At 60.4% G+C, this 20714-nt stretch carries 22 protein-coding genes and 1 tRNA gene; 6 read left to right on the top strand and 17 right to left on the bottom strand.

Annotated features, from left to right (window positions below; all coding sequences use genetic code 11):
• Positions 1 to 7: 7 nt before the first annotated feature.
• From QZ498_RS08775 to QZ498_RS08760, 4 genes are all read right to left on the bottom strand, one after another.
• Positions 8 to 241, bottom strand: coding sequence for a twin-arginine translocase TatA/TatE family subunit (locus tag QZ498_RS08775; RefSeq protein WP_294621501.1), 234 nt, complete (start codon positions 239 to 241; stop codon positions 8 to 10).
• Positions 242 to 612: 371 nt separating this feature from the next.
• Entirely contained in the window at positions 613 to 1659 is a 1047-nt protein-coding gene (locus QZ498_RS08770) for an ABC transporter ATP-binding protein (protein WP_294621522.1), read from the bottom strand.
• A gap of 133 nt (positions 1660 to 1792) precedes the next feature.
• Positions 1793 to 3160, bottom strand: coding sequence for a sodium:proline symporter (locus QZ498_RS08765; RefSeq protein ID WP_294621500.1), 1368 nt, complete (start codon positions 3158 to 3160; stop codon positions 1793 to 1795).
• Between the two features lie 109 nt (positions 3161 to 3269).
• On the bottom strand, positions 3270 to 4049 hold the full coding sequence (locus QZ498_RS08760) for an SDR family oxidoreductase (RefSeq protein WP_294621499.1): 780 nt from the start codon (positions 4047 to 4049) through the stop codon (positions 3270 to 3272).
• Positions 4050 to 4201: 152 nt separating this feature from the next.
• On the opposite strand from QZ498_RS08760, the gene QZ498_RS08755 reads away from it, so the two are divergent.
• Complete coding sequence (locus tag QZ498_RS08755) at positions 4202 to 5215, top strand: Hint domain-containing protein (RefSeq protein WP_294621498.1); 1014 nt, start codon at positions 4202 to 4204, stop codon at positions 5213 to 5215.
• A gap of 33 nt (positions 5216 to 5248) precedes the next feature.
• Here the strand turns inward: QZ498_RS08755 and QZ498_RS08750 are convergent, their stop codons facing one another.
• Positions 5249 to 5503: a hypothetical protein gene (locus tag QZ498_RS08750; RefSeq protein WP_294621497.1), complete on the bottom strand. Its 255-nt coding sequence runs from the start codon at positions 5501 to 5503 to the stop codon at positions 5249 to 5251.
• Positions 5504 to 5622: 119 nt separating this feature from the next.
• Between QZ498_RS08750 and QZ498_RS08745 the strand changes: the two genes are divergently transcribed.
• A complete protein-coding gene (locus tag QZ498_RS08745; protein ID WP_294621496.1) occupies positions 5623 to 7230 on the top strand; it encodes a peptide chain release factor 3 in 1608 nt (535 codons plus the stop codon).
• Positions 7231 to 7362: 132 nt separating this feature from the next.
• Positions 7363 to 7986: a thiamine phosphate synthase gene (locus QZ498_RS08740; protein ID WP_294621495.1), complete on the top strand. Its 624-nt coding sequence runs from the start codon at positions 7363 to 7365 to the stop codon at positions 7984 to 7986.
• Positions 7987 to 8138: 152 nt separating this feature from the next.
• Here the strand turns inward: QZ498_RS08740 and QZ498_RS08735 are convergent, their stop codons facing one another.
• From QZ498_RS08735 to QZ498_RS08725, 3 genes are all read right to left on the bottom strand, one after another.
• Complete coding sequence (locus tag QZ498_RS08735; RefSeq protein WP_294621494.1) at positions 8139 to 8975, bottom strand: 1-acyl-sn-glycerol-3-phosphate acyltransferase; 837 nt, start codon at positions 8973 to 8975, stop codon at positions 8139 to 8141.
• Complete coding sequence (locus QZ498_RS08730; RefSeq protein ID WP_294621521.1) at positions 8972 to 9739, bottom strand: GNAT family N-acyltransferase; 768 nt, start codon at positions 9737 to 9739, stop codon at positions 8972 to 8974. Before QZ498_RS08730 ends, QZ498_RS08735 begins: the two co-directional genes overlap by 4 nt.
• Positions 9740 to 9836: 97 nt before the next feature.
• Positions 9837 to 10040: a DUF3553 domain-containing protein gene (locus QZ498_RS08725; RefSeq protein ID WP_294621520.1), complete on the bottom strand. Its 204-nt coding sequence runs from the start codon at positions 10038 to 10040 to the stop codon at positions 9837 to 9839.
• A 29-nt stretch (positions 10041 to 10069) separates the two neighbouring features.
• Between QZ498_RS08725 and QZ498_RS08720 the strand changes: the two genes are divergently transcribed.
• A complete protein-coding gene (locus QZ498_RS08720; protein ID WP_294621493.1) occupies positions 10070 to 10666 on the top strand; it encodes a histidine phosphotransferase family protein in 597 nt (198 codons plus the stop codon).
• Here the strand turns inward: QZ498_RS08720 and QZ498_RS08715 are convergent.
• The 9 genes from QZ498_RS08715 to QZ498_RS08675 all read right to left on the bottom strand — a co-directional run bounded on the left by QZ498_RS08715 (position 10663) and on the right by QZ498_RS08675 (position 18153).
• Positions 10663 to 11928, bottom strand: coding sequence for a glutamate-5-semialdehyde dehydrogenase (locus QZ498_RS08715; RefSeq protein WP_294621492.1), 1266 nt, complete (start codon positions 11926 to 11928; stop codon positions 10663 to 10665). The two genes, QZ498_RS08720 and QZ498_RS08715, sit on opposite strands and share 4 nt — an antisense overlap.
• 21 nt (positions 11929 to 11949) lie before the next feature.
• Complete coding sequence (gene proB, locus QZ498_RS08710) at positions 11950 to 13056, bottom strand: glutamate 5-kinase (RefSeq protein ID WP_294621491.1); 1107 nt, start codon at positions 13054 to 13056, stop codon at positions 11950 to 11952.
• A complete protein-coding gene (obgE, locus tag QZ498_RS08705) occupies positions 13044 to 14081 on the bottom strand; it encodes a GTPase ObgE (RefSeq protein WP_294621490.1) in 1038 nt (345 codons plus the stop codon). The genes proB and obgE overlap by 13 nt, the downstream gene beginning before the upstream one ends.
• A gap of 31 nt (positions 14082 to 14112) precedes the next feature.
• Positions 14113 to 14652 (bottom strand): GNAT family protein, encoded by a 540-nt coding sequence (locus tag QZ498_RS08700; protein WP_294621489.1) that lies wholly within the window; start codon positions 14650 to 14652, stop codon positions 14113 to 14115.
• A complete protein-coding gene (locus tag QZ498_RS08695) occupies positions 14649 to 15254 on the bottom strand; it encodes a LysE family translocator (RefSeq protein WP_294621487.1) in 606 nt (201 codons plus the stop codon). Before QZ498_RS08695 ends, QZ498_RS08700 begins: the two co-directional genes overlap by 4 nt.
• Before the next feature lie 74 nt (positions 15255 to 15328).
• Positions 15329 to 15598 carry a 50S ribosomal protein L27 gene (gene rpmA, locus QZ498_RS08690; RefSeq protein ID WP_154148271.1) on the bottom strand — a complete coding sequence of 90 codons (270 nt, stop codon included), beginning with the start codon at positions 15596 to 15598 and terminating at the stop codon, positions 15329 to 15331.
• Between the two features lie 11 nt (positions 15599 to 15609).
• A complete protein-coding gene (locus QZ498_RS08685) occupies positions 15610 to 16290 on the bottom strand; it encodes a 50S ribosomal protein L21 (RefSeq protein ID WP_294621486.1) in 681 nt (226 codons plus the stop codon).
• 190 nt (positions 16291 to 16480) lie between these two features.
• On the bottom strand, positions 16481 to 17308 hold the full coding sequence (locus tag QZ498_RS08680; protein WP_294621485.1) for a DUF2059 domain-containing protein: 828 nt from the start codon (positions 17306 to 17308) through the stop codon (positions 16481 to 16483).
• The gene (locus QZ498_RS08675; RefSeq protein WP_294621484.1) at positions 17308 to 18153 is read right to left on the bottom strand and encodes a DUF2059 domain-containing protein; all 846 of its coding nucleotides are present in this window, start codon (positions 18151 to 18153) and stop codon (positions 17308 to 17310) included. The genes QZ498_RS08680 and QZ498_RS08675 overlap by 1 nt, the downstream gene beginning before the upstream one ends.
• Before the next feature lie 127 nt (positions 18154 to 18280).
• Between QZ498_RS08675 and QZ498_RS08670 the strand changes: the two genes are divergently transcribed.
• Positions 18281 to 18370, top strand: a tRNA-Ser gene (locus QZ498_RS08670).
• Between the two features lie 195 nt (positions 18371 to 18565).
• Positions 18566 to 20713, top strand: coding sequence for a malate synthase G (locus QZ498_RS08665; protein ID WP_294621483.1), 2148 nt, complete (start codon positions 18566 to 18568; stop codon positions 20711 to 20713).
• Position 20714: the final 1 nt, after the last annotated feature.

The raw sequence follows: 20714 nt of genomic DNA, 5'->3' as shown, positions 1-20714 counted from the left end.
TTAAGGCTTATGCCTTGTCTTTGTCGGCGTCGGGTGTGACGTCTTTTGCGGTTTCAGCGGGTTCTTCAGCCTCTTCGCCCGCGTCTTCGATTTCCTTGTTGCCTTCGGCGACACCCTTCTTGAACGAGGTGATGCCCTTGCCCACTTCGCCCATGAGCGAAGAGATCTTGCCGCGCCCGAACAGCACCAGCACCACGACGGCGATCAGAAGAAGGCCCGGAAGGCCGATATTGTTGAACATTGTTTCTCTCTCCCAGTGTCGGGGACTGTTTGTGCGCGCCCCCGGGAATTTCGTCAACCGTATCTAAGCCCTCTGCGCGCGGGTTGGAAGACGCAATGCGCCCCGATCTGCCGGATTCGGGCAAAAAATTCCTTGTGATCGGCGCGTGCGCATACTGATCGCGCGTTCTGCCTCTGTAGCTCCACGCCCCGGATCGCCCACCGTGCCCGGCGGTTGACAACACCAAACCTTGCCCGGTTTGGCTTATCGGGGCCTCCGGCGGGGATATTTGGAAACAGAAGAAAACCTGCCTCTTTCTTCTTCTGTTCAAAAATATCCCGGGGGAGTCGCCCGAAGGGCGGCGGGGGCAGCGCCCCCAGACTTGGCGTCTTTCAGTCCTTGACCGGAAAGGTAAAGCAACGGTCGCGGCGGATCATCAGCCACAAGGGTGTGCCCAGTTTCGGCAAGAAGACATTGGGCACGGTGGCCTTCAGGTAAGAGCCGTCGTGGTCCATCCGGAACTCGACAAGGCTTTCGGATCCCATGAAACGTGCGCGTTCCACGATGCCTCGCGCCGGCGTACCGTATTCGATCGTGGGATCAGGACCGCGCCCCTGCCGGTCGAAGTCGATCTTCATGTGTTGCGGGCGAATGACGATGTCCACCTCGTTGCCTTCATGGACGCCGGGCGCAAGGAACTGCCCGAAAGCGGTCTGCACGAGGCTCCCCTCGACCCGCCCGCGAATAACGTTGATATCGCTGAAAAAGGCCACCGCGTCGCGATCAACCGGGGCGTTGTAGATATTGTAGGGCGCGCCTTGCTGGACAATCTTGCCGTGGCGCATCAGGGCGATCTGGTCGGCCATGCGCATGGCCTCATCCGGCTCGTGGGTGACAAGAAGCACGGCCGTATCCTGTTCCCGCAGGATATCGAGGGTTTCATCGCGGATGCCATCGCGCAGGCGGTTATCCAGCCCCGAAAAGGGCTCATCCATCAGCATGATGCGCGGCCGCGGCGCGAGCGCACGGGCCAGCGCCACGCGCTGCTGCTCGCCTCCCGACAACTCGTGTGGGTATTTGTCGGTGTAATTGCCCAAGCCCACCCGCTTGAGCAATTGGTCCACGCGGCGGCCCATCTCGGCCCGGTCTCCCGAGAGGCCGAAGGCCACGTTCGCCCCGACGCTCAGGTGTGGAAACAACGCGAAATCCTGGAACATCAACCCGATGTGGCGGCGTTCGGGCGGCACCCGGAAAACCGTATCGCAGATCAGCTTGCCGTCGACCCAAATTTCGCCTTCGTCCTGCAGTTCGACGCCCGCGATCATCCGCAGGGTCGTTGACTTGCCGCATCCCGACGGCCCAAGCAGGCAGGTCACCTGCCCCGGCATCACCTGGAGCGAGACATCATCCACAACCAGTTGCCCGCCGTAGCGGCGCATCAGGTGCTTGGTTTCCAATCTCGGTATGGCGTCGGGCTGCAAGCAGGATGCCTCTTGGTCTTTCCGATTGATTTTATCGGGTTTTCTACAGGCCAGATAGCAACCCCGCGCGCCCCGTGCAAGATGGCACGCCTCAGCCTTTGCGCCTTGCACCGGCGAAAACCGCCGTAAACCCCACCCCGAGCACCACAACGCAGATCGCAAGAAGCTGTTCGTACTTGTGACCCACTGGCAAGAGCGCGGCAAACACCCCGTCCCGCGCGAAATAGGCCACCGCCCCCAGAATCGCCGCCGCAAAAGCCACCAGATAAGCCCAAAGCGCCACCCGGCGTCCCATGATGAGTCCCACCACCAGAACCGGCGCCAGGAACATGCTGGCCGTGCCGCTGACGGCGACAGCATCGAACAGCGTCTGGTTCCCCCAAAGCGTCAGGGCGGCCCCAAGCGCCATGAACACCAGCATCGCGGCGCGTCCACCCGACAGGCTGCGGGGCGCAAGGCGCAGTTCCTCCACCACCAGCCGCGCGGCACTGGCCAGTGCCGAATCGAGAGTGCTGAGCGCACTGACCAGCAGCGAGAGCATCAAGGCCGCAAAGACCCAAGCCGGGAACATCGCGGCCCATGTGCCTAAAAGCTGGCCTTCGTAATCGGCCCCCACCAAGGCGGCTTGAATGCCAAAAAGCCCAAAGCCGATGATGCAAAGCGTGGAAATCCAGAACGCATGCAGGAAAGAGGCCCGCGTCGTGACCCGGTCGGCGATAAAGCCCCGGTCCATCATCACCGGGTCGTGCGCCGGGTAGGAAAACACCTGCAAGAACGCCACCAACAAAAGGATTTGCCCATTCCACGCGCCACTTGTCCCTGTGGCCGTCAGAACAGCCCCAATCTGGAACCCCGGTGCCATGATCAGCGCGAAAAGCGCCACCAGAAACACCGCCAGAAAGATCACCATCTGCACCACATCCGTGCGCAACGATGCGCTCAAGCCACCCCAAGCGCTATAGGCCAATCCCAAAACCGCCACGATGATAATCGCCACCGGTTGCGCCAGCGTCATATCAGGCAACACCGCGCCGAAGATCAGGCCGACCACCAGCAGGTTGGCAAACACCTCGGACAGCAAACGCAGGGCAATGACCACGTTATAGGCCATAACGCCCGCACGTCCGAACCGTGCCGCAAGCCAGTCCTGCATCGACCCTGCCCCACCCTCGCGCAGGCGGTCCACGATCAAACCGCCGGTCAGGAAACTACCGTAATAGGCGGCATAAGCCAGAACGCCCCAGATGCCGTAGAAATACCCCAAGATCGCGGCATTCATCAGGGATCGCGCGAAGATCCACGTGGTCACTTGGCTCAGCACCAGAACCCAAAGCCCAGGGGCGCGGCCTGCCTCGCCCATACCACCAAAGAAACCATCGACACTGGCGCGGCGCGGGGCCACCAAGATCGAGGCGAGAACGATAACGCCGAAACCGGCCATCAAAACCAAGGGATGCATGCACGGGACCCTTCAAAAACCATCGGTCCCGTCGGGTTAGCAAGCGCGCCGGGGCCTGCCTAGCGCGCTTGTGTCGTTTGACGCGAACGTGATGGGTCGAGAGCAGGTCTTACAAGGTCGCGTTCACCGCGCCGCCATCCAGCAAGATGTTCTGCCCCACGATAAAGCCGGCATGCTGCGAACACAGGAAGGCACAGGCGGCGCCGAACTCTTCCTTTGTCCCATAGCGGCCTGCGGGGATCGTGGCGCAGCGCTGCGCCTTGGCCTCGTCCATCGAAATCCCTTCCCGCTCGGCCACGCCCTTATCGAGCGAATCGGCGCGGTCCGTGGCATGGATGCCCGGCAGAAGGTTGTTGATCGTCACACCCTTGCCCGCCACCTGCCGCGAGGTGCCCGCGACATAGCCCGTCAGCCCCGCGCGCGCCGAATTCGACAGGCCAAGCACGGGAATGGGCGATTTCACGCTTTGCGAGGTGATATTCACCACCCGGCCCCAGCCGCGCTCCATCATGCCCGGCACGATGGCCTTCATCAGCGCGATGGGGGTCAGCATATTGGCATCGAGTGCCGCGATGAAATCCTCGCGGTCCCAATCGGTCCACATACCCGGCGGAGGACCACCGGCGTTGTTGACCAGAATATCGACGGCCCCCGCCGCATCCAGCACCGCCGCCTGCCCCTCGGGCGTGGTCACGTCACAGGCCACGGTCGTCACCTCGACACCGAAATCAGCGCGAATCGCCTCGGCCGCCGCCTCCAGCGCCTCGGTCCCACGCGCGTTCATGACCAAATGCACACCCGCCTCGGCCAAGGCCCGCGCGCATCCAAGGCCCAGCCCCTTGCTCGACGCACAAACCAGCGCGCGTTTTCCTGTCAAACCCAAATCCATCTTGGTCCTCCCGTTCGTTGCTGCCATGACGGGTATCAGGATTTCATGCCGGAATGCCAGCGAAACACCGCGCCGTTGACCCGATACTGCCACAATCCTAAGCTACCCCTCTTTTAATCAGTTCCATAGAGCTTGAAGATACCTCACCGGCCATGTCGCAAAGCACACCCAGACCCTCGCAATCCATCCCCGTCTACCCGGCGATGGATTTTTCCGTGGTCAACGGCGCGAACCTGGGCGACCCGATCTCCTTCGCCGCCGAATTGGATCAGGGGGACACCTACGAACTGCACAAGCACGCGCAGCTTGAGCGCCTTGCCGTGCTTATGGATGATGACGGGCGGTTCACCATCGCCGAAAACAGCGCCTTGGGCCGACCCGGGGCCGTTCTGCATCTGGATTGTTGCCTGACGATGATGGCCGGCACCGGACAGACGAGCGAGATTCTGATCCTCGTCGAGGTGGATGACGCGGGCTGCGTCGCCGAGGTTTACATGCTGCCACTGGCGGAGTTGACGCCCCGGATGGGCTATGCCCTCGTCGGGATCGACCGCGAGAACGCCCGCCGCAAGTTTGCCGAGGTGGGCTGTGTCTCGTTTTCGCGCGGCACGCATATCACCATGGTCTCGGGCGAACAGCGCGCGATTGAAGATCTGGCCGTTGGCGACATGGTGCTGACCCGTGACGACGGCCCGCAAGAGGTGCGCTGGATCGGTCAATCGACGGTCCGCGCGGTGGGCGAGTTTGCCCCCATCCGCATCAAGGCGGGGACATTGCACAATGAAAACGACCTGCTGGTCAGCCCTGATCACCGGCTTTTCATCTACCAACGCTCCGACGCGCTGGGCGCCGGGCGACACGAGGTTCTGGTCCGCGCGCGGCATCTGGTGAACGGCGATAGCGTGGTGCAGGAGGATGGCGGCTTCGTTGATTACTTCCAACTGCTCTTCGACACGCATCAGATCATCTATGCCGAAGGCATCGCCGCCGAAACCCTGCTGGTCGACACCCGCACAAGGCCCGCTCTACCTGAGGAGTTGTCGGAAAAACTCAGCGAAGCCCTGCCGGGTCACGATGCCCGGGTGCGCACGGATTACGAGGTGGCCGAGGCTTTGCTGAATCACCCCGACGCGGCAAAACTTCTGAAGCGTGCGTCGACGCGGTAACCATGAAAAAACAGCAAGGATAACAGCTGGGCGTCAGGTCTTGCTATCTTTGGCCTGTTCTTGCTTTACCTTGTCATCCGCGCCGCCCAATGATGGCTTGCGCGTCACGGTTTTGATCGCCTCTGGCGTCCACTCTGCATCCGGCTTGGGCGCGCCGAAAGGGTCTTTGGCCTTTACATTATTCGCAGTATGCGCCGTTTGCCCCGGCTCACGCTCGGCAACAGGCTTGGGCGGGTCATGCTTTACAGTGCGAATAGGCTTTTGCGGTGTCTTGTCTTTCGATGACATGAAATACCTTTCCTTTCGCAACGGTAACGCACAACTGGCCCCGATGTTCCGTGATCGAAGGCCCTCCCCGGTCACACCCTGTATTGCACCGCCCTGCCCGCCCCTCTATATGCGCTCCCATGTTGGATACCGCCCATAACCGCCCCGATCTGCCGCCCGAAATCGCGCGGCGGCGCACCTTTGCCATCATCAGCCACCCTGATGCGGGCAAGACCACTTTGACGGAGAAATTCCTGCTTTACGGCGGCGCCATCCAGATGGCGGGCCAGGTGCGCGCCAAGGGCGAGGCGCGGCGCACCCGGTCGGACTTCATGCAGATGGAAAAAGACCGGGGCATTTCGGTCTCCGCCTCGGCGATGTCCTTTGATTTCAACACCTTCCGCTTCAATTTGGTCGACACCCCCGGCCACTCTGATTTCTCGGAAGATACGTACCGCACCCTCACCGCCGTCGATGCCGCCGTCATGGTGATCGACGGGGCGAAAGGCGTCGAGTCCCAGACCCGCAAACTCTTCGAGGTTTGCCGGCTGCGCGATCTGCCGATCCTGACCTTCTGTAACAAGATGGACCGCGAAAGCCGCGATACCTTTGAAATCATTGATGAAATTCAGGAAAATTTGGCGATTGACGTGACGCCCGCCAGTTGGCCCATCGGGGTAGGCCGCGATTTTCTGGGCTGTTACGACATGCTCAACGACCGGCTGGAACTGATGGACCGCGCCGACCGCAACAAGGTGGCGGAATCGATCAAGATCGAAGGGCTGGACGACCCCAAGCTCGACGAGAACATCCCCGCCCACCTGCTGGAACAGTTGCGCGAAGAGGTCGAAATGGCCCGCGAATTGCTGCCCGCGCTCAACCCGCAATCGGTGCTCGAAGGGCATATGACGCCGATCTGGTTCGGCTCGGCCATCAACTCCTTCGGGGTGAAGGAACTGATGGACGGCATCGGCGCTTATGGCCCCGAACCGCAACCGCAAAGCGCCTCGCCCCGGCAAATCTCGCCCGAGGAAAAGAAGGTTACCGGCTTTGTTTTCAAGGTGCAGGCCAATATGGACCCCAAGCACCGCGACCGGGTGGCCTTTGTGCGCATGGCCTCGGGGCATTTCAAACGCGGCATGAAACTCACCCATGTGCGCAGCAAGAAACCCATGGCGGTCTCGAACCCCGTGCTCTTCCTCGCCTCCGACCGGGAGCTGGCCGAGGAGGCTTGGGCCGGCGACATCATCGGCATCCCCAACCACGGGCAATTGCGCATCGGCGACACCCTGACCGAGGGCGAGGCCCTGCGCGTGTCGGGCATCCCCTCTTTCGCGCCGGAGCTTCTGCAATCGGCCCGCGCGGGCGACCCGATGAAGGCCAAGCACCTTGAAAAGGCCCTCATGCAATTCGCCGAGGAAGGCGCGGCAAAAGTCTTCAAACCCGCCTTCGGCTCGGGCTTCATCGTGGGCGTCGTGGGGGCCTTGCAGTTCGAGGTGCTGGGCAGCCGGATCGAGATGGAATACGGCCTGCCGGTGCGCTTTGAAGCCTCGCAATTCACCTCGGCCCGCTGGGTCACCGGCGACAAGGCGGCCGTCGATAAATTCATCGAGGCCAACAAACAACACATCAGCCACGACAACGATGGCGACGTTGTCTACCTCACCCGCCTGCAATGGGATATCGACCGGGTTGAGCGGGATTACCCCGATATCACCCTGTCGGCGACCAAGGAAATGATGGTGTAGCACCACCATCTGAAATATCCCTCGCCCCAGGTTAGGCCGGGGCGGGTAAACGTCTGGTTATCCAAGCCAAAGATGGACGCAGGCTGCAAACCCGGCTATAGGGCGAAAACCATCCTCAGGAGGCCCCAAGACATGGCACAAGATGAGCAGCCGCAGATTTATCTGATCACCCCACCCGAGGTTGAATTATCGCGTTTTCCCAAGGTGTTGTCGCAGGTTCTTGATGCGCATGACGTGGCCTGTGTGCGGCTGGCCCTCGCCACCCGTGACGAAGATGCCATTTGCCGCGCCGCCGACGCCTGCCGCGAAGTGACCCATGCCCGAGACATCGCGCTGGTGATCGAAAGCCATATCCTTTTGGTGGATCGTCTGGGCCTGGATGGCGTGCATTTGACTGATAGTGCGCGCTCGGTCCGCAAGGCACGCAAGGAACTGGGCAATGACGCCATCGTTGGTGCCTACTGCGGCACCTCGCAGCATGATGGCATGAGTGCTGGCGAGGCGGGAGCCGATTACATCAGCTTCGGCCCGGTGGGAGCCTCGGCCCTGATGGGTGGAGAGCAGGCCCCGGCGGAGCTTTTTGAATGGTGGAGCCAGATGATCGAACTGCCGGTCGTGGCCGAGGGCGCACTCAATGAGACGCTGATCCGCAGCCTCGCGCCGGTGACCGACTTCTTCGGTCTGGGCGATGAAATTTGGCAAGCTGAGGACCCGGCCGCGCAATTGGGCGACCTGATCGCCGCGATGCAGGGCTAATGCGTTCGCGAAAAACCTCATGGGCAGATGTTCGAGAAATGCCGTGCTCGGTTCAATCGTTGCACGCGTTTCGTACGACTCGTACGACGTGCCTTGGGACGTGACGGGATTTCGTACGAAATACCGGGGTTAGCCGTACGACTCGTACGATCCTATCCAGCGATTTGCCGCTCGGATGGCATACCGCGTCGCACCATGTCTTCAACATGCGCGGCCAGGGCCTTGCGATTGGCAAAGCTATCCACCTTAACAGGTTGATGGTAAACGACTTTCACCGCCCCATGACGCCGCACAGCCAGCGTCCGGACAAGGTGGGAGCCAAAATCCATATCTCCCCACCAACCGTAGAACCGCGCATCCTCACCCTTCGGGGCGGTGTAGATCACGGTGACCGGTTGAATAAACAACTCATGTCGCAAATCCGGTGTGAAGAATGCCTGAAAGAGCGTTGATTTAAAAGGCAAAACCCGCAATCCATCAGTCGAGGTCCCTTCCGGGAAAAACAACAATTTATGCCCGGCAAGCAAACGCTCTTCGAACACCGCCTGCTGCTTTTTCGCCTGCTTGCGATCCCGCGCGATGAAGACCGTTCCGGTTATCTTCGCCAGAAGCCCGATACCCGGCCATCCGGCCACTTCTGATTTCGAAACGAAATAGATACGCTTCCGAGCATTGAGGGAAAAAATATCCAGCCATGACGCGTGGTTAGCAACCACCGCGCCGGGTTGCGTCATCCGCTCGCCCTGCGTTTCATGACGCATCCCAAGAACCGCAAAAGCCCCGCGGCATACCAATTGAGTGATCCATGGCGTCCAAGGCCGATGGACACCATGAAGAGGTCGTTCTATCAACCTTATCAATGCCATAGCGACCACACCTAATGTAACCAAAAAGGCCAGTGAGCCACCACGCAAAGCCACCCTGAGCCAGCCCATAACGGTGATCGGCTGCGGCGTAGGTTCTTCCTCTGGTGACCACGTGAAATTCACTTCCTAACGCCTCGTGTATAAATGCTTTTTTGCTTTTCACTCATAGTTGCCGCATCCATCACAAGGCAGACATCCGTCGTATTGAAAGCACGGTCCACGAAGGCCCCTTCGCCCACATAGCCACCAAGACGAAGATAGGCCTTGATCAAGGCGGGCACCTGTTTCATGGCTGATACCCTGTTCAATTTTTCCTTTGGAATCAGGTTCATGTCCTGAAAAGCCGCCTCATGCGCCCGCACGCGCAGAGCCTCTGGCGCAAGATGGTTGTGATACAGCATCGACAGGGGCTGCGCCAGATGGCTGGCATCCGTGCCATGGAAACTGGCCACGCCAAACAGAATGTCTATGTCATGGTCCGTGACATAGCGTGCCAATCCCTGCCAAAGGTGAAACATGGCCGCACCGCCGCGATACTCCGCTTCCAAACAAGAGCGGCCCAGTTCCAACAACCGCCGACCCGAAGACTTGAGCACCCTCAAATCATACTCGTCCTCCGAATAGAACTGCCCGGCGCGCGCCGCCTGATCATCGCGCAACACACGGTAGACCCCGACGACTGAGCCATTTTTCGCATCATCCAGTAGCAACAGATGGTCAAAGAACGGATCAAACCTATCCCGCTCCAAACCCGACTCATGGTCGACCAACGGGCCATCACCGCCGAGTTCCTGCACAAAGACACGATAGCGCAACGCCTGCGCCGCGCGCAGCTCTGCCTGTGTTTCTGCCAGCTTTACCCGAAACCTCGGCTCAGCATCCATGATTTGCCCTCGCCCCCTTGCCTGTCAGGCGTTTTATGCAGGCAAAGCCCGGTTGGCAACGGCCAGCCGGCAACGCTCTTTTACAACCGCATAGGTTGTGTTAACCCTCTGGTAACCCTGATGAGTCATCAAAGACAGGTAACAGTTCTACGCGGGCACCATCAAACACCACTTTCCCATGGTCGGGAAAGTTCACTGTGACCTTGCCCGCGATGTTGGATTGCACCTGTCCCGTGCCCCAATCGGGCTGTGTCGGGTGACGCACCAGCATGCCGGGTTCGAGTATTGAGTTCATGTTTGTCACGTCGCTCACGCCTCTTGGGAAGGGAAGTCATGGGCCAGCATACCGATAACCTCGCCGCCCTGATAGGGTCTCGCATTTGCCATGACCTGATAAGCCCGATTGGCGCTGTCACCAATGGGCTTGAACTGATGTCGATGGCTGGCGGCCAAGGCCCCGAGCTCGACCTTGTCAATGAAAGCGCGGCCAATGCCAATGCCCGTATCCGGCTTTTTCGTCTGGCATTTGGACAGGCAACGCCGGACCAGAGCACCAGCGGTGAAGAGATTCGAGGCATCCTCAAAGACGTCTATGACAAGAGCCGGGTCACAATCGATTGGACCCCGCCTTTGGAGCTTCCACGCGCGGATGCCCAAGTGCTCATGCTGGCCCTACTGTGTTGCGAACAGGCCATTCCCCAAGGTGGCACCATAACCGTAACGCAGGAGCAAAGAGCATTTACCTTGATCGCGACCGGCCCGCGCATCATGGCCGATCCATCGATTTGGGAAAATCTCGGCCGTCCCTATCCAAATCGCGATATCGCTCCATCGCAGGTTCAATTCGCGCTTTTGCCACGCCTTTTGGCCGAACGTGGCAAAACCTGTACCTACAGGCTCAGCCAAGGCGAGGCCCGCCTCGCGCTTTAATTGCGGATCGCGCCATCGCCCTCGACCAGGTATTTGAAACTGGTCAATTGCGCGGCGCCAACCGGGCCACGCGCATGCATCTTGCCGGTGGCGATACCGATCTCGGCACCCATGCCGAATTCGCCACCATCAGCGAACTGGGTTGAGGCATTGCGCATCAAGATTGCACTATCGAGCCGGGCGAAAAACCTATCCGCGGCAGCGTCATCTTCGGTGATGATGCAATCGGTATGCTGCGAGTGATGCCTGCGGATATGCTCAATAGCCCCGTCTATATCCTCGACCACCTTCGCGGCGATAATCTTGTCTAGGTATTCACATCCCCAGTCGCCATCTCCGGCGGCATGGGTGCCTTTGATGGCTTGCAGGGTCTCATCGGCCCGCACCTCAACGCCGGCATCCATCAGCGCGCGAACGACCCCCTGGCCTATGGTGTCCACGACATCCTTGTGGATCAAAAGGCATTCAGCCGCGCCGCAAATGCCCGTGCGCCGTGTCTTGGCGTTCATCACCACTCGTAGCGCCTTTTCAGGGTCAGCCGCCTTGTCGATGTAGATATGCACGATGCCTTCGAGATGGGCGAACACCGGCACCCGCGCCTCGCGCTGGACAAGCCCCACAAGGCCCTTGCCCCCGCGCGGCACGATCACGTCAATATAATCGGTCATGCGAAGCATTTCGGAGACCGCTGCACGTTCGCGGGTGGGCACCAGTTGCACGGCATCTTCGGGCAAGCCCGCTGATTTGAGGCCATCGACAAGGCAGGCATGAATGGCCCCTGAGGAATGGAAACTTTCCGAACCACCTCGCAAGATAACCGCATTACCCGATTTGAGGCACAGCGCGCCCGCATCGGCGGTCACATTCGGTCGGCTCTCATAGATCACCCCGATGACGCCCAAAGGCGTGCGAACACGGCGGATGTGCAAGCCGCTCTCCATATCCCATTCGGCCAGAACTTCGCCCACCGGATCGTCTTGGGCCGCAACGGCGCGCAGCCCGTCGCAAATGCCTTGAATGCGGTCCTCATTGAGCAAAAGCCGGTCCATCATGGCATCCGACAGGCCCTTCTCGCGGCCGAAGTCCAGATCCTTGGCATTGGCCTCGATAATCTCGGCGCGGCGGGCCCAAACCGCATCGGCGGCGGCCTCAAGCGCAGTTTGTTTCGCCTGCGATGTGGCCACGGCCAATTCAGCCGAGGCGGCGCGGGCGCGCATTCCGATGTCGGCCATCAGGGCGGGGATGTTTTCAAGGTCTTTCATCGTCAAATCCTGTTCAATCTCTTACATCGCCATATCATCGCGGTGAATAAGCGGGCCACGGCCCGGGTAGCCCAGAACCGCCTCAATCTCTTGGCTACGGCGGCCGCTGATCTTGGCGGCGTCCCCGGCATCATAACGCGTCAAGCCTTGCGCCAGAACCCGGCCCGTCTGATCGGCGATTTCCAGCGGATCACCGCGTTCGAACCGGCCTTCAACCGCGCTCACCCCAGCCGGCAAAAGGCTACTTCCACGCAACAGGGCCTTGGCGGCTCCGGCATCCACAACCACACGGCCGCGCGGCTTCATCGCCGCGATCCACGCCTTGCGCTTTTGCTGCGGGTCCCCTTGCGCGCGGAACCATGTGGCAGGCGCACCGCCCGCAAGCGCGCGCACCGGGTTCAGGACCGAGCCCTCGGTGATCGCCATGTCACAGCCCGCCGCAGTAGCGGTTTTCCCAGCCATCAGCTTGGTTTTCATCCCGCCTTTCGAAAGGCCCGAGCCGGCATCGCCTGCCATGGCCTCGATCTCAGGCGTAATCACCTCGATCACATCAAAGCGGCGCGCCTCGGGGTCTTGGCTAGGATTGGCGGAATAAAACCCATCCACATCCGACAGCAGGATCAATTGGTCGGCCCCCGCCGTCACCGCCACCTGCGCCGCCATCCGGTCATTGTCGCCGTAGCGGATTTCATCGGTGGCGACGGTGTCGTTTTCGTTCACGATAGGCACAGCACCCAATTGCAAAAGCTGCTCCAGCGTGGCGCGGGAATTGAGGTATCTGCGCCGGTCGGTGCTGTCTTCCAGCGTCACCAAGACTTGGGCGGCACGCAGGCCGTGGCCCGCCAAAGCCTCGGCATAGGCGCGGGCCAGTTCGATTTGCCCCACGGCAGCGGCGGCCTGCGATTGCTCGAGCGTCAGGTCTGCCATGGGCAGGCCTAGCGCACCCCGCCCAAGCGCGATAGAGCCTGATGACACAAGGATCACGTCGATTCCCCGCCCACGCAGCCACGCCACGTCATCGGCCAAGGCGCGCAGCCAATCGGCACGCAAATCGCCACTGTCGCGGTCGACCAGCAGGGCAGACCCGATCTTGATGACAATGCGTTTGGCTTGGCTCAGGGCTGCCACGGCTCGGGCTCTTCGTCTTGGGCCTTTTGGCGCAGGCGATTGTCGTCGATCTCGGATCGCAAGGCGCGTAGCACCTCGGTCACACCCAGTTTCGCGGCCCCCGACATCTCGAAAACCGCGCCGCCACAGGCCGCTTCAAGCTCGGCCTTGGCCTCGGCGCGCCGTGCATCGTCAAGCGCATCCACCTTGTTGAGGACCGTCACACGCGGTTTATCGGCCAACTGCCCGCCATAAGCCTCCAATTCTTGAATGATCGTGCGGTAATCTTCTGCCACGGTCTCGGAGGTGCCATCGACCAGATGCAACAAGACCGCGCAGCGCTCGACATGGCCCAAGAACAAGTCCCCAAGGCCCCTGCCCTCACTCGCGCCATCAATCAGGCCAGGAATATCGGCGACAACGAATTCCACCTCATCGACGCCCACCACCCCAAGGTTGGGGTGCAGCGTCGTAAAGGGGTAATCGGCGATCTTGGGCCGCGCGTTCGACGTGGCCGCAAGGAAGGTCGACTTGCCCGCATTGGGCAGGCCCAAAAGCCCCACATCGGCAATCAGCTTGAGCCGCAGCCAAAGCGTGCGCTCAACCCCCGGCTGGCCGGGGTTGGCACGGCGCGGCGCTTGGTTGGTCGAGGATTTGAAATGCAGGTTGCCCCAGCCGCCATTGCCGCCGCGCGCCAGTTCCACACGCTGGCCCACCTCGGTCATATCGGCAATCACCGTTTCCTGATCCTCATCCAGAATCTCGGTCCCGACCGGCACCCGCAACACGATGTCATCGCCATCCTTGCCGGTGCGTTGCTTGCCCATGCCCGGCTGGCCGTTCTTGGCGAAGAAGTGCTGCTGATAGCGGAAGTCTATCAGAGTGTTCAGCCCCTCGACCGCCTCGGCATAGACCGAACCGCCACCGCCGCCATCACCCCCATCGGGGCCACCGTATTCAATATACTTTTCGCGCCGAAAACTGACGCAGCCACCACCGCCCGCGCCCGAACGGATATAGACCTTTGCTAGATCGAGAAATTTCATGTCGTCTCCTTACGCAAAGGCCGCTGCGGCCTCAATCCGCTTTGCGGCTATAGGTCCAGGTGGGCACCTTGGCCCCCCGCGCGACCGAGAATGTTTCGGCATCGCCAAGATAGGCGAAACCGCTGTTCGTCAAAACCCGTGCCGAGGCCGGGTTATCCTGAAACACGCTGGCGAAAAAGGTCTTGCAGGCATGTGGATTGGCCCCAAGGAGCGTCTCCAACGCGGCCGATGCCACGCCGCTGTTCCAAAAGGCTGGTGCCACCCAAAAGCCAACCTCGGACTGACCTTGCTCAATCCGCGTCAGGCCAATCAGGCCCATGACCTCGGGGCCGCCTTGCTTGGTGCCATCCATGGCCCAGACATCCTCGGCCCGGTCAGGGGCCTGCGCGCGGGTGATAAAGGCCTCGGTCGTGCCCGGCGGCAAGGGGTGCGGGATCGACGAGGTCATCGCCGCCACACGCTCATCGCCTGCATAAAACTCGATCAACCCTCGGTCCGAGTCCCGCAAAGGCCGCAGGTCAAAGCGATCGCCTTCGATCAACGGTTGGTCGATCCGTGTTTCCATCGTCATGCCTGTCCTCCTCCAAACAGCACGAACAAGACCGAGGCGACGGTTAATCCCGCCAAGGTCCACATAAGGTATTTTTCCGCTGGCGTTCCGGCGACGGTGCGGGCAATCCGGTCTCCCGCGAAGGTCCAGACCGGATGCAACAAAAGCTGCAAGGCCAGAAGGCCCGCCGCGATCACCATGGTTGCCTGAAGCGCGGGCGTGCCGGGAGCCACGAAATTGGTAAACCCGGCCACAATCATCGCCCAGGCCTTTGGATTGAGCGGATGCACGATCAGCCCCGCCACGAACCCCGGCACGCGCTCCACCTCGCGCCCGTGATCCAGTCGCAGGTTGGCCACTTTCCACGCCAACCAGAAGATATAGGCCGCCGAGGCATATTTGAGCGCGGTAAACACCCAAGGCGCCTGTGCCGCCAGTTCCATCAAGCCAAAACCCACGGGCCAGATGATCAGTTGCTTGCCAAGCGCCACGCCTGCCACGAACGGCAAGGCCGTACGGAAGCCAAAGCGCGCGCCTGTGGCCAAAAGCGCCATGTTGGCGGGCCCCGGCGTGCCCACCTGGCTGGCAGCGAAGGCCAGAAAACTGATCACGGCAACGCCCATGCGGTTGCCTCCTGCAAAGAAAAAAGGGACCGGCGGCGCCGATCCCCTTTTGATTCAAATATCGTAAGGTCGGCTTACTCGGCGGCCTCCGCCACTGGCAGAACCGATACAAAGGTGCGGCCTTTGATGCCCTTGTGGAACTTCACGTTCCCTTCAACGACAGCAAACAGCGTGTGGTCTTTGCCTTGACCCACACCTTCACCCGGCCAGAACTTGTTACCGCGCTGACGCGCGATGATGTTGCCGGGAATGACCGACTGACCGCCGTATTTCTTGACGCCAAGGCGACGACCGGCAGAGTCGCGACCGTTACGGGATGAACCGCCTGCTTTCTTGTGTGCCATTGGGTCTCTCCTTAACCTTTAGCCAGTTCTTTGGCCTGTTCGATCCAGCCTTCGCGCTCGATCCGGCCTTTGAACGACAGTTTCTCGTCCATATCAGCAACGTCTGCTTCCGTCCATGCCGCGATTTGGGCAAAGGTGGTGACGCCTGCTTCGTGCAATTTCTTCTCAAGCGCCGGGCCAACACCGCTCAATTCCTTGAGGTCGTCGCCCGCATCGGCCTTGGCGGCTTTCTTGGGGGCGGCTTTCTTCGGCTCTGCCTTGGCTTCGGCCTTTTTCGGCTCAGCTTTTTTGGCAGGCTTTGCAGCAGCGGCGGCACCAGCGGCCACAGCCGCAATCGAACCTGCGCCAACAGCGGCTTTCACGCCCGATTTGTCAGCGCCTTTTTCAAGGATCTCGGTGACGCGCAGAAGCGTCAATTGCTGGCGGTGGCCAACGGTCCGCTTAGAGCTGTGCTTACGGCGGCGCTTGACGAAGTTGATGACCTTGTCACCCTTCACCTGATCGACGACTTCGGCCTGAACGGCTGCGCCGTCCACCAAAGGTGCGCCCACGACCGGTTTATCACCGCCGAGCATCAGAATTTCGTTGAATTGGACTTTCTCACCGGCGTCCGCTGCAAGCTTTTCCACACGGAGCATGTCACCCGACTGCACCTTGTACTGCTTGCCACCGGTCTTGATGACCGCAAACATCTGCGTCTTCCTTTTCCGTTGCCGCGTCCTGTGGTCCCCGCCTTGGCGGACGTTGTCGGCCCTTGGCCACCCTCGAACTGCGCGCCCTGTCATGGGCGTAATTCATACATGCCCGTACAGCGACTGCTGCCGGGTTGCGCGCTTATTCAAAAGATCGAGCTTAAAGTCAAGGGGGTCTACACGTTCCAACTCAGAGTTTCTCACTCTGCATGTGCTGCGCCACGGCCTGCCCCATCAAATAGGAAAGCTCCTCGTACATTCTGTCGAAGGATTTGAACATGGCACTGTTGAAGACGCGCCCCGCATCCTCGCGCCAGAACGCCAGAAACCTTTCCAAATCCTCGGCAGAAAGCGGGTCATAAGCCATCATCAAGAACGCTCCCAACCAGTTTTCCGAGTCACTGCGAAAGGCCTCCTCTTGCGACCAGAGATCGGCAAGCATATCACTTTGCGTCATCTCCAGTTCGCCACCATCCATCATCCCGCGATAAAACATCATGGTCGAGTTCATGGCCCCCGACACGTTACGTTCAACCAAATCGCTTTCCGCGATCATCTGCTCCACCTGACCGCGCAAACGGGAGTCATCGGGGTGATCTTCGGAATAGCGGGCGCGGGCCTGCTCTTCGATCTCCGGCTCCAAGAAGGCGCGGCGCGCGGAAATCTCCAACGCCACGATCTCGGCCCCCAGATCACTGCCGTAGAAGTCAATGACCGCCTGCATCTCCGGCTCGGTCAAAGCCGCGTCAAACCCTTGCCGGATCACGCGCTGCATGCGGTCGGGGTCATGAATCCGCATCACGGTACTTTGCCAGCTGTCAAGATCGGCTCCGGGCAGCATCTCGGTGGCCACATCCTCGCCATAGCCCCGGCCCTCTTCACGCATGATCTCGATCGTGTCGGCAATCCGCAAGACCTCCATCAGGCGATCCAGCACCGGTGCCTCCTCGGCAAAACTGGCCAAGGGCCAGACAACAAGGGCCGCCAGCAGGCCGAAGTGATGCATCACGCGCGCCATCACAGTTCTTGCCCCGGGTGCAGGTCAGCCATCCGCACTGCCAGCCGCTCATAGCGGCTCGCCATGATCTCGAACTGAACGGCATTCATCAATTCGTAAACCCGCTGCATCTGCGGATGCTCAAGCGCCTCGCGATAGGCCTTCAAATCCTCGGTAGAAATATCCGCATAGGTATAGGCCGCCCCGGCCAAGGCCCCGGCCTTGAGCTCGATGCGCAATTCGTCTTCACCCTCCTTCAAAAGCGCACGCAGGGATTGCTCATCAATCGAACGGTCCAGAACCCCGGCATGCGAAGCGGCCATCAGAAACCTGACCTGTACTTCCTGTATTGCGCGGACCGCGTTGCCGGATTGGTCCACAGCCGCATTCAACCCCTTGAGCACCTGAAGGCGATCATCGCCCGCACGCATCATGTCTGCCACACGCTCTTCGCCGTCCTCGCGCTTGGCGCTGTCATCTTCAATCATATGCGAGGCATTTTCGACCTCAACCAAGCGCTGCCCCAAGTCCGAGGCATAAAACCCAGCTGCGTGGGCCAGATCCTCGTCCGAAAGCGTTTGCGACAGGATATCAAGCGCCACATCGCGCATCTCGTCCGTATCGAACACGTCAAGCGCGACCCGTTCCCAGTCACTGCCGAAATCACTTGCCTGCATGCCCAGCATTTGCGGAGCGTCTGCCGCGTTCAGGGCCAAGCTATCAAGGGCCACGCCAAAGCCAGTGACCTCAAGAAACGCTTCCAGACGGTCCCGATCCGCCGCCTTGGACGGTGCAGCAAAGACCAACACCAAAATGACTGACAGCACCATTGTCATTAAAGGGCCGCGCGCAACTCTGATCGTCATGGCATCTCCTTTCGTGGCGAAGATCTTCGCCCGTATCGCCAACCTATGCAAAAACTCTGCACAAACAATGCAAAACCCCCTTGTCTTAGCAGACAGAGGCGATTAAACGCAGCCCCCAGACCCCCGCGGAGAGGTGCCGGAGTGGTCGAACGGGGCGGTCTCGAAAACCGTTGATCCTTCACGGGATCCCAGGGTTCGAATCCCTGTCTCTCCGCCATTTTACTTTACCAAGCACAGCTTTTTCGCCGGACCGTTTTAGGGCCGGTGTTTCTTGGTGCCTTTTGGCTCAACGGCAGTAATTGGTAATTCTTTTTTACCAATCTTGTTGCCGATAGGAAACTTTGCCGCTACTTTCCCCAAAATCGCATGCAACCGCATGCCCATTTGAAACATGACCGGGAGGGAGCGAGACATGGTGAAGCGTATCGAAAAGCACGGCTTGCAAGTGGCCGAGGATCTGGCCAATTTCGTGGATGAAAAGGCCCTGCCCGGTACGGGTGTCTCGCCCGGGGCGTTTTGGTCCGGCTTTGCCTCTCTGGTCAAGGACATGGCGCCAAAGAACGCCGCTTTTCTTGAGCGCCGCGACGAACTTCAACAGCAGATTGACGACTGGCATATTCGCCACCGCAATCAGCCACATGATCACGAAGCCTACAAACAATTCCTCAAGGATATCGGCTATCTTGTCGAAGAAGGCCCGGATTTCGAGATTGAAACCACCAATGTCGACCCAGAAATTGCCGAGGTGCCCGGGCCGCAACTTGTCGTGCCGGTCACCAATGCGCGTTACGCATTGAATGCCGCCAATGCCCGCTGGGGCAGCCTTTATGACTGTCTCTATGGCACCGACGCCATGGGCAGCCTGCCGCCCAAAGGCGGCTATGACCGTGGCCACGGAGCCCGCGTTGTGGCGCGGGCGCGCGTTTTCCTGGACGAGGCCTTCCCGCTGGTCGGAACAAGCCACGCCGATGTGCGCCGATACTACGTCCAAGACGGCGCGCTTCTGGTGGATGATTGCCCGCTGGTCAGCCCGGAGAAATTCGTCGGCTTCCGCGGCAACCCCAAGGCCCCCGATGCCATCCTGCTGCGCAACAACGGGCTGCACGTGGAATTGATCTTCGACCGCGCCCATTTCATCGGCTGCCGCGATCAGGCGCTCTTGGCCGATGTGCAGATTGAGAGCGCGGTCTCGGCCATCATGGATTGCGAAGATTCGGTCGCCTGCGTGGATGCCGAGGATAAGGTGCTGGCCTATTCCAACTGGCTGGGCCTGATGCAGGGCAATCTTGAGGCCAACCTCGACAAAGGCGGCAAGACCATCACCCGCCGCTTGGCCGAGGACCGCCACTATACCGCGCCCGATGGCAGTGACCTGACGCTCAAGGGCCGGGCCCTGATGTGGGTGCGCAACGTGGGCCACCTGATGACCAACCCCGCCATTCTGGACGCCGACGGCAATGAAATCCCCGAGGGCCTGATGGATGCTGCCATCACCACGCTGATCGGCATGCATGACCTCAAGCGCGACAGCGGCAATTCCGTGCATGGCTCGATCTATATCGTGAAGCCCAAGATGCACGGCCCCGAGGAAGTGGCCTTCACCAACGAGATTTTCAATCAGGTGGAGGGCTTCCTTGGCCTGCCGCAATACACCGTCAAAATCGGCGTGATGGACGAAGAGCGCCGCACCTCGGTCAACCTCAAGGAATGCATCCGCGCAGCCTCGCATCGCGTGGCCTTTATCAACACGGGCTTCCTTGATCGCACCGGTGACGAGATTCACACCAGCATGGAGGCCGGCCCCTTCAGCCGCAAAGACTTTATCAAACGCAAAGCATGGATCAGCGGTTATGAGAACCAGAACGTCGATATTGGTCTGGAATGTGGGCTTTCCGGCAAGGCCCAGATCGGCAAAGGCATGTGGGCCATGCCCGACATGATGGCCGCCATGCTGGAGCAAAAGATCGAACACCCCAAATCCGGCGCCAATTGCGCTTGGGTCCCTTCACCCACGGCGGCCACGCTGCACGCGCTGCACTATCACAAGGTCGATGTCTTCGCCGTGCAGGACAAGCTCAAGGCCGGGGGGCGGCGCGCCTTTGTCGATACGCTGCTCGATATCCCCATGGCCAGCTTCCAGAAATGGTCGAAAGAGCAGATTCTCAAGGAAGTGGAAAACAACGCCCAAGGCATCCTTGGCTATGTCGTCCGCTGGGTGGATCAGGGCGTGGGCTGTTCCAAGGTGCCCGACATCAACGATGTGGGCCTGATGGAAGACCGCGCGACCTGCCGGATCAGTTCGCAACATATCGCCAACTGGTTGCACCATGGGGTGGTCAGCGAGGTTGAGGTGATGGAAGCCATGCAAAAGATGGCCAAGGTGGTGGACCGGCAGAACGCCGACGATCCAAGCTATCGCCCCATGGCACCCGGTTTTGACGGCATCGCCTTCCAAGCCGCCTGCGATCTGGTCTTCAAAGGGCGCGAGCAGCCCTCGGGCTATACCGAGCCGGTGCTTCATCGCCGCCGGTTGGAACTCAAAGCCGCTGACGCGGCATAAG

The sequence above is a fragment of the uncultured Roseovarius sp. genome, assembly GCF_913057115.1.
Taxonomy (GTDB): Bacteria; Pseudomonadota; Alphaproteobacteria; order Rhodobacterales; family Rhodobacteraceae; genus Roseovarius.
The sequence above is the reverse complement of the archived record's forward strand: the minus strand, read 5'-3'. Positions and strand labels throughout refer to the sequence as shown.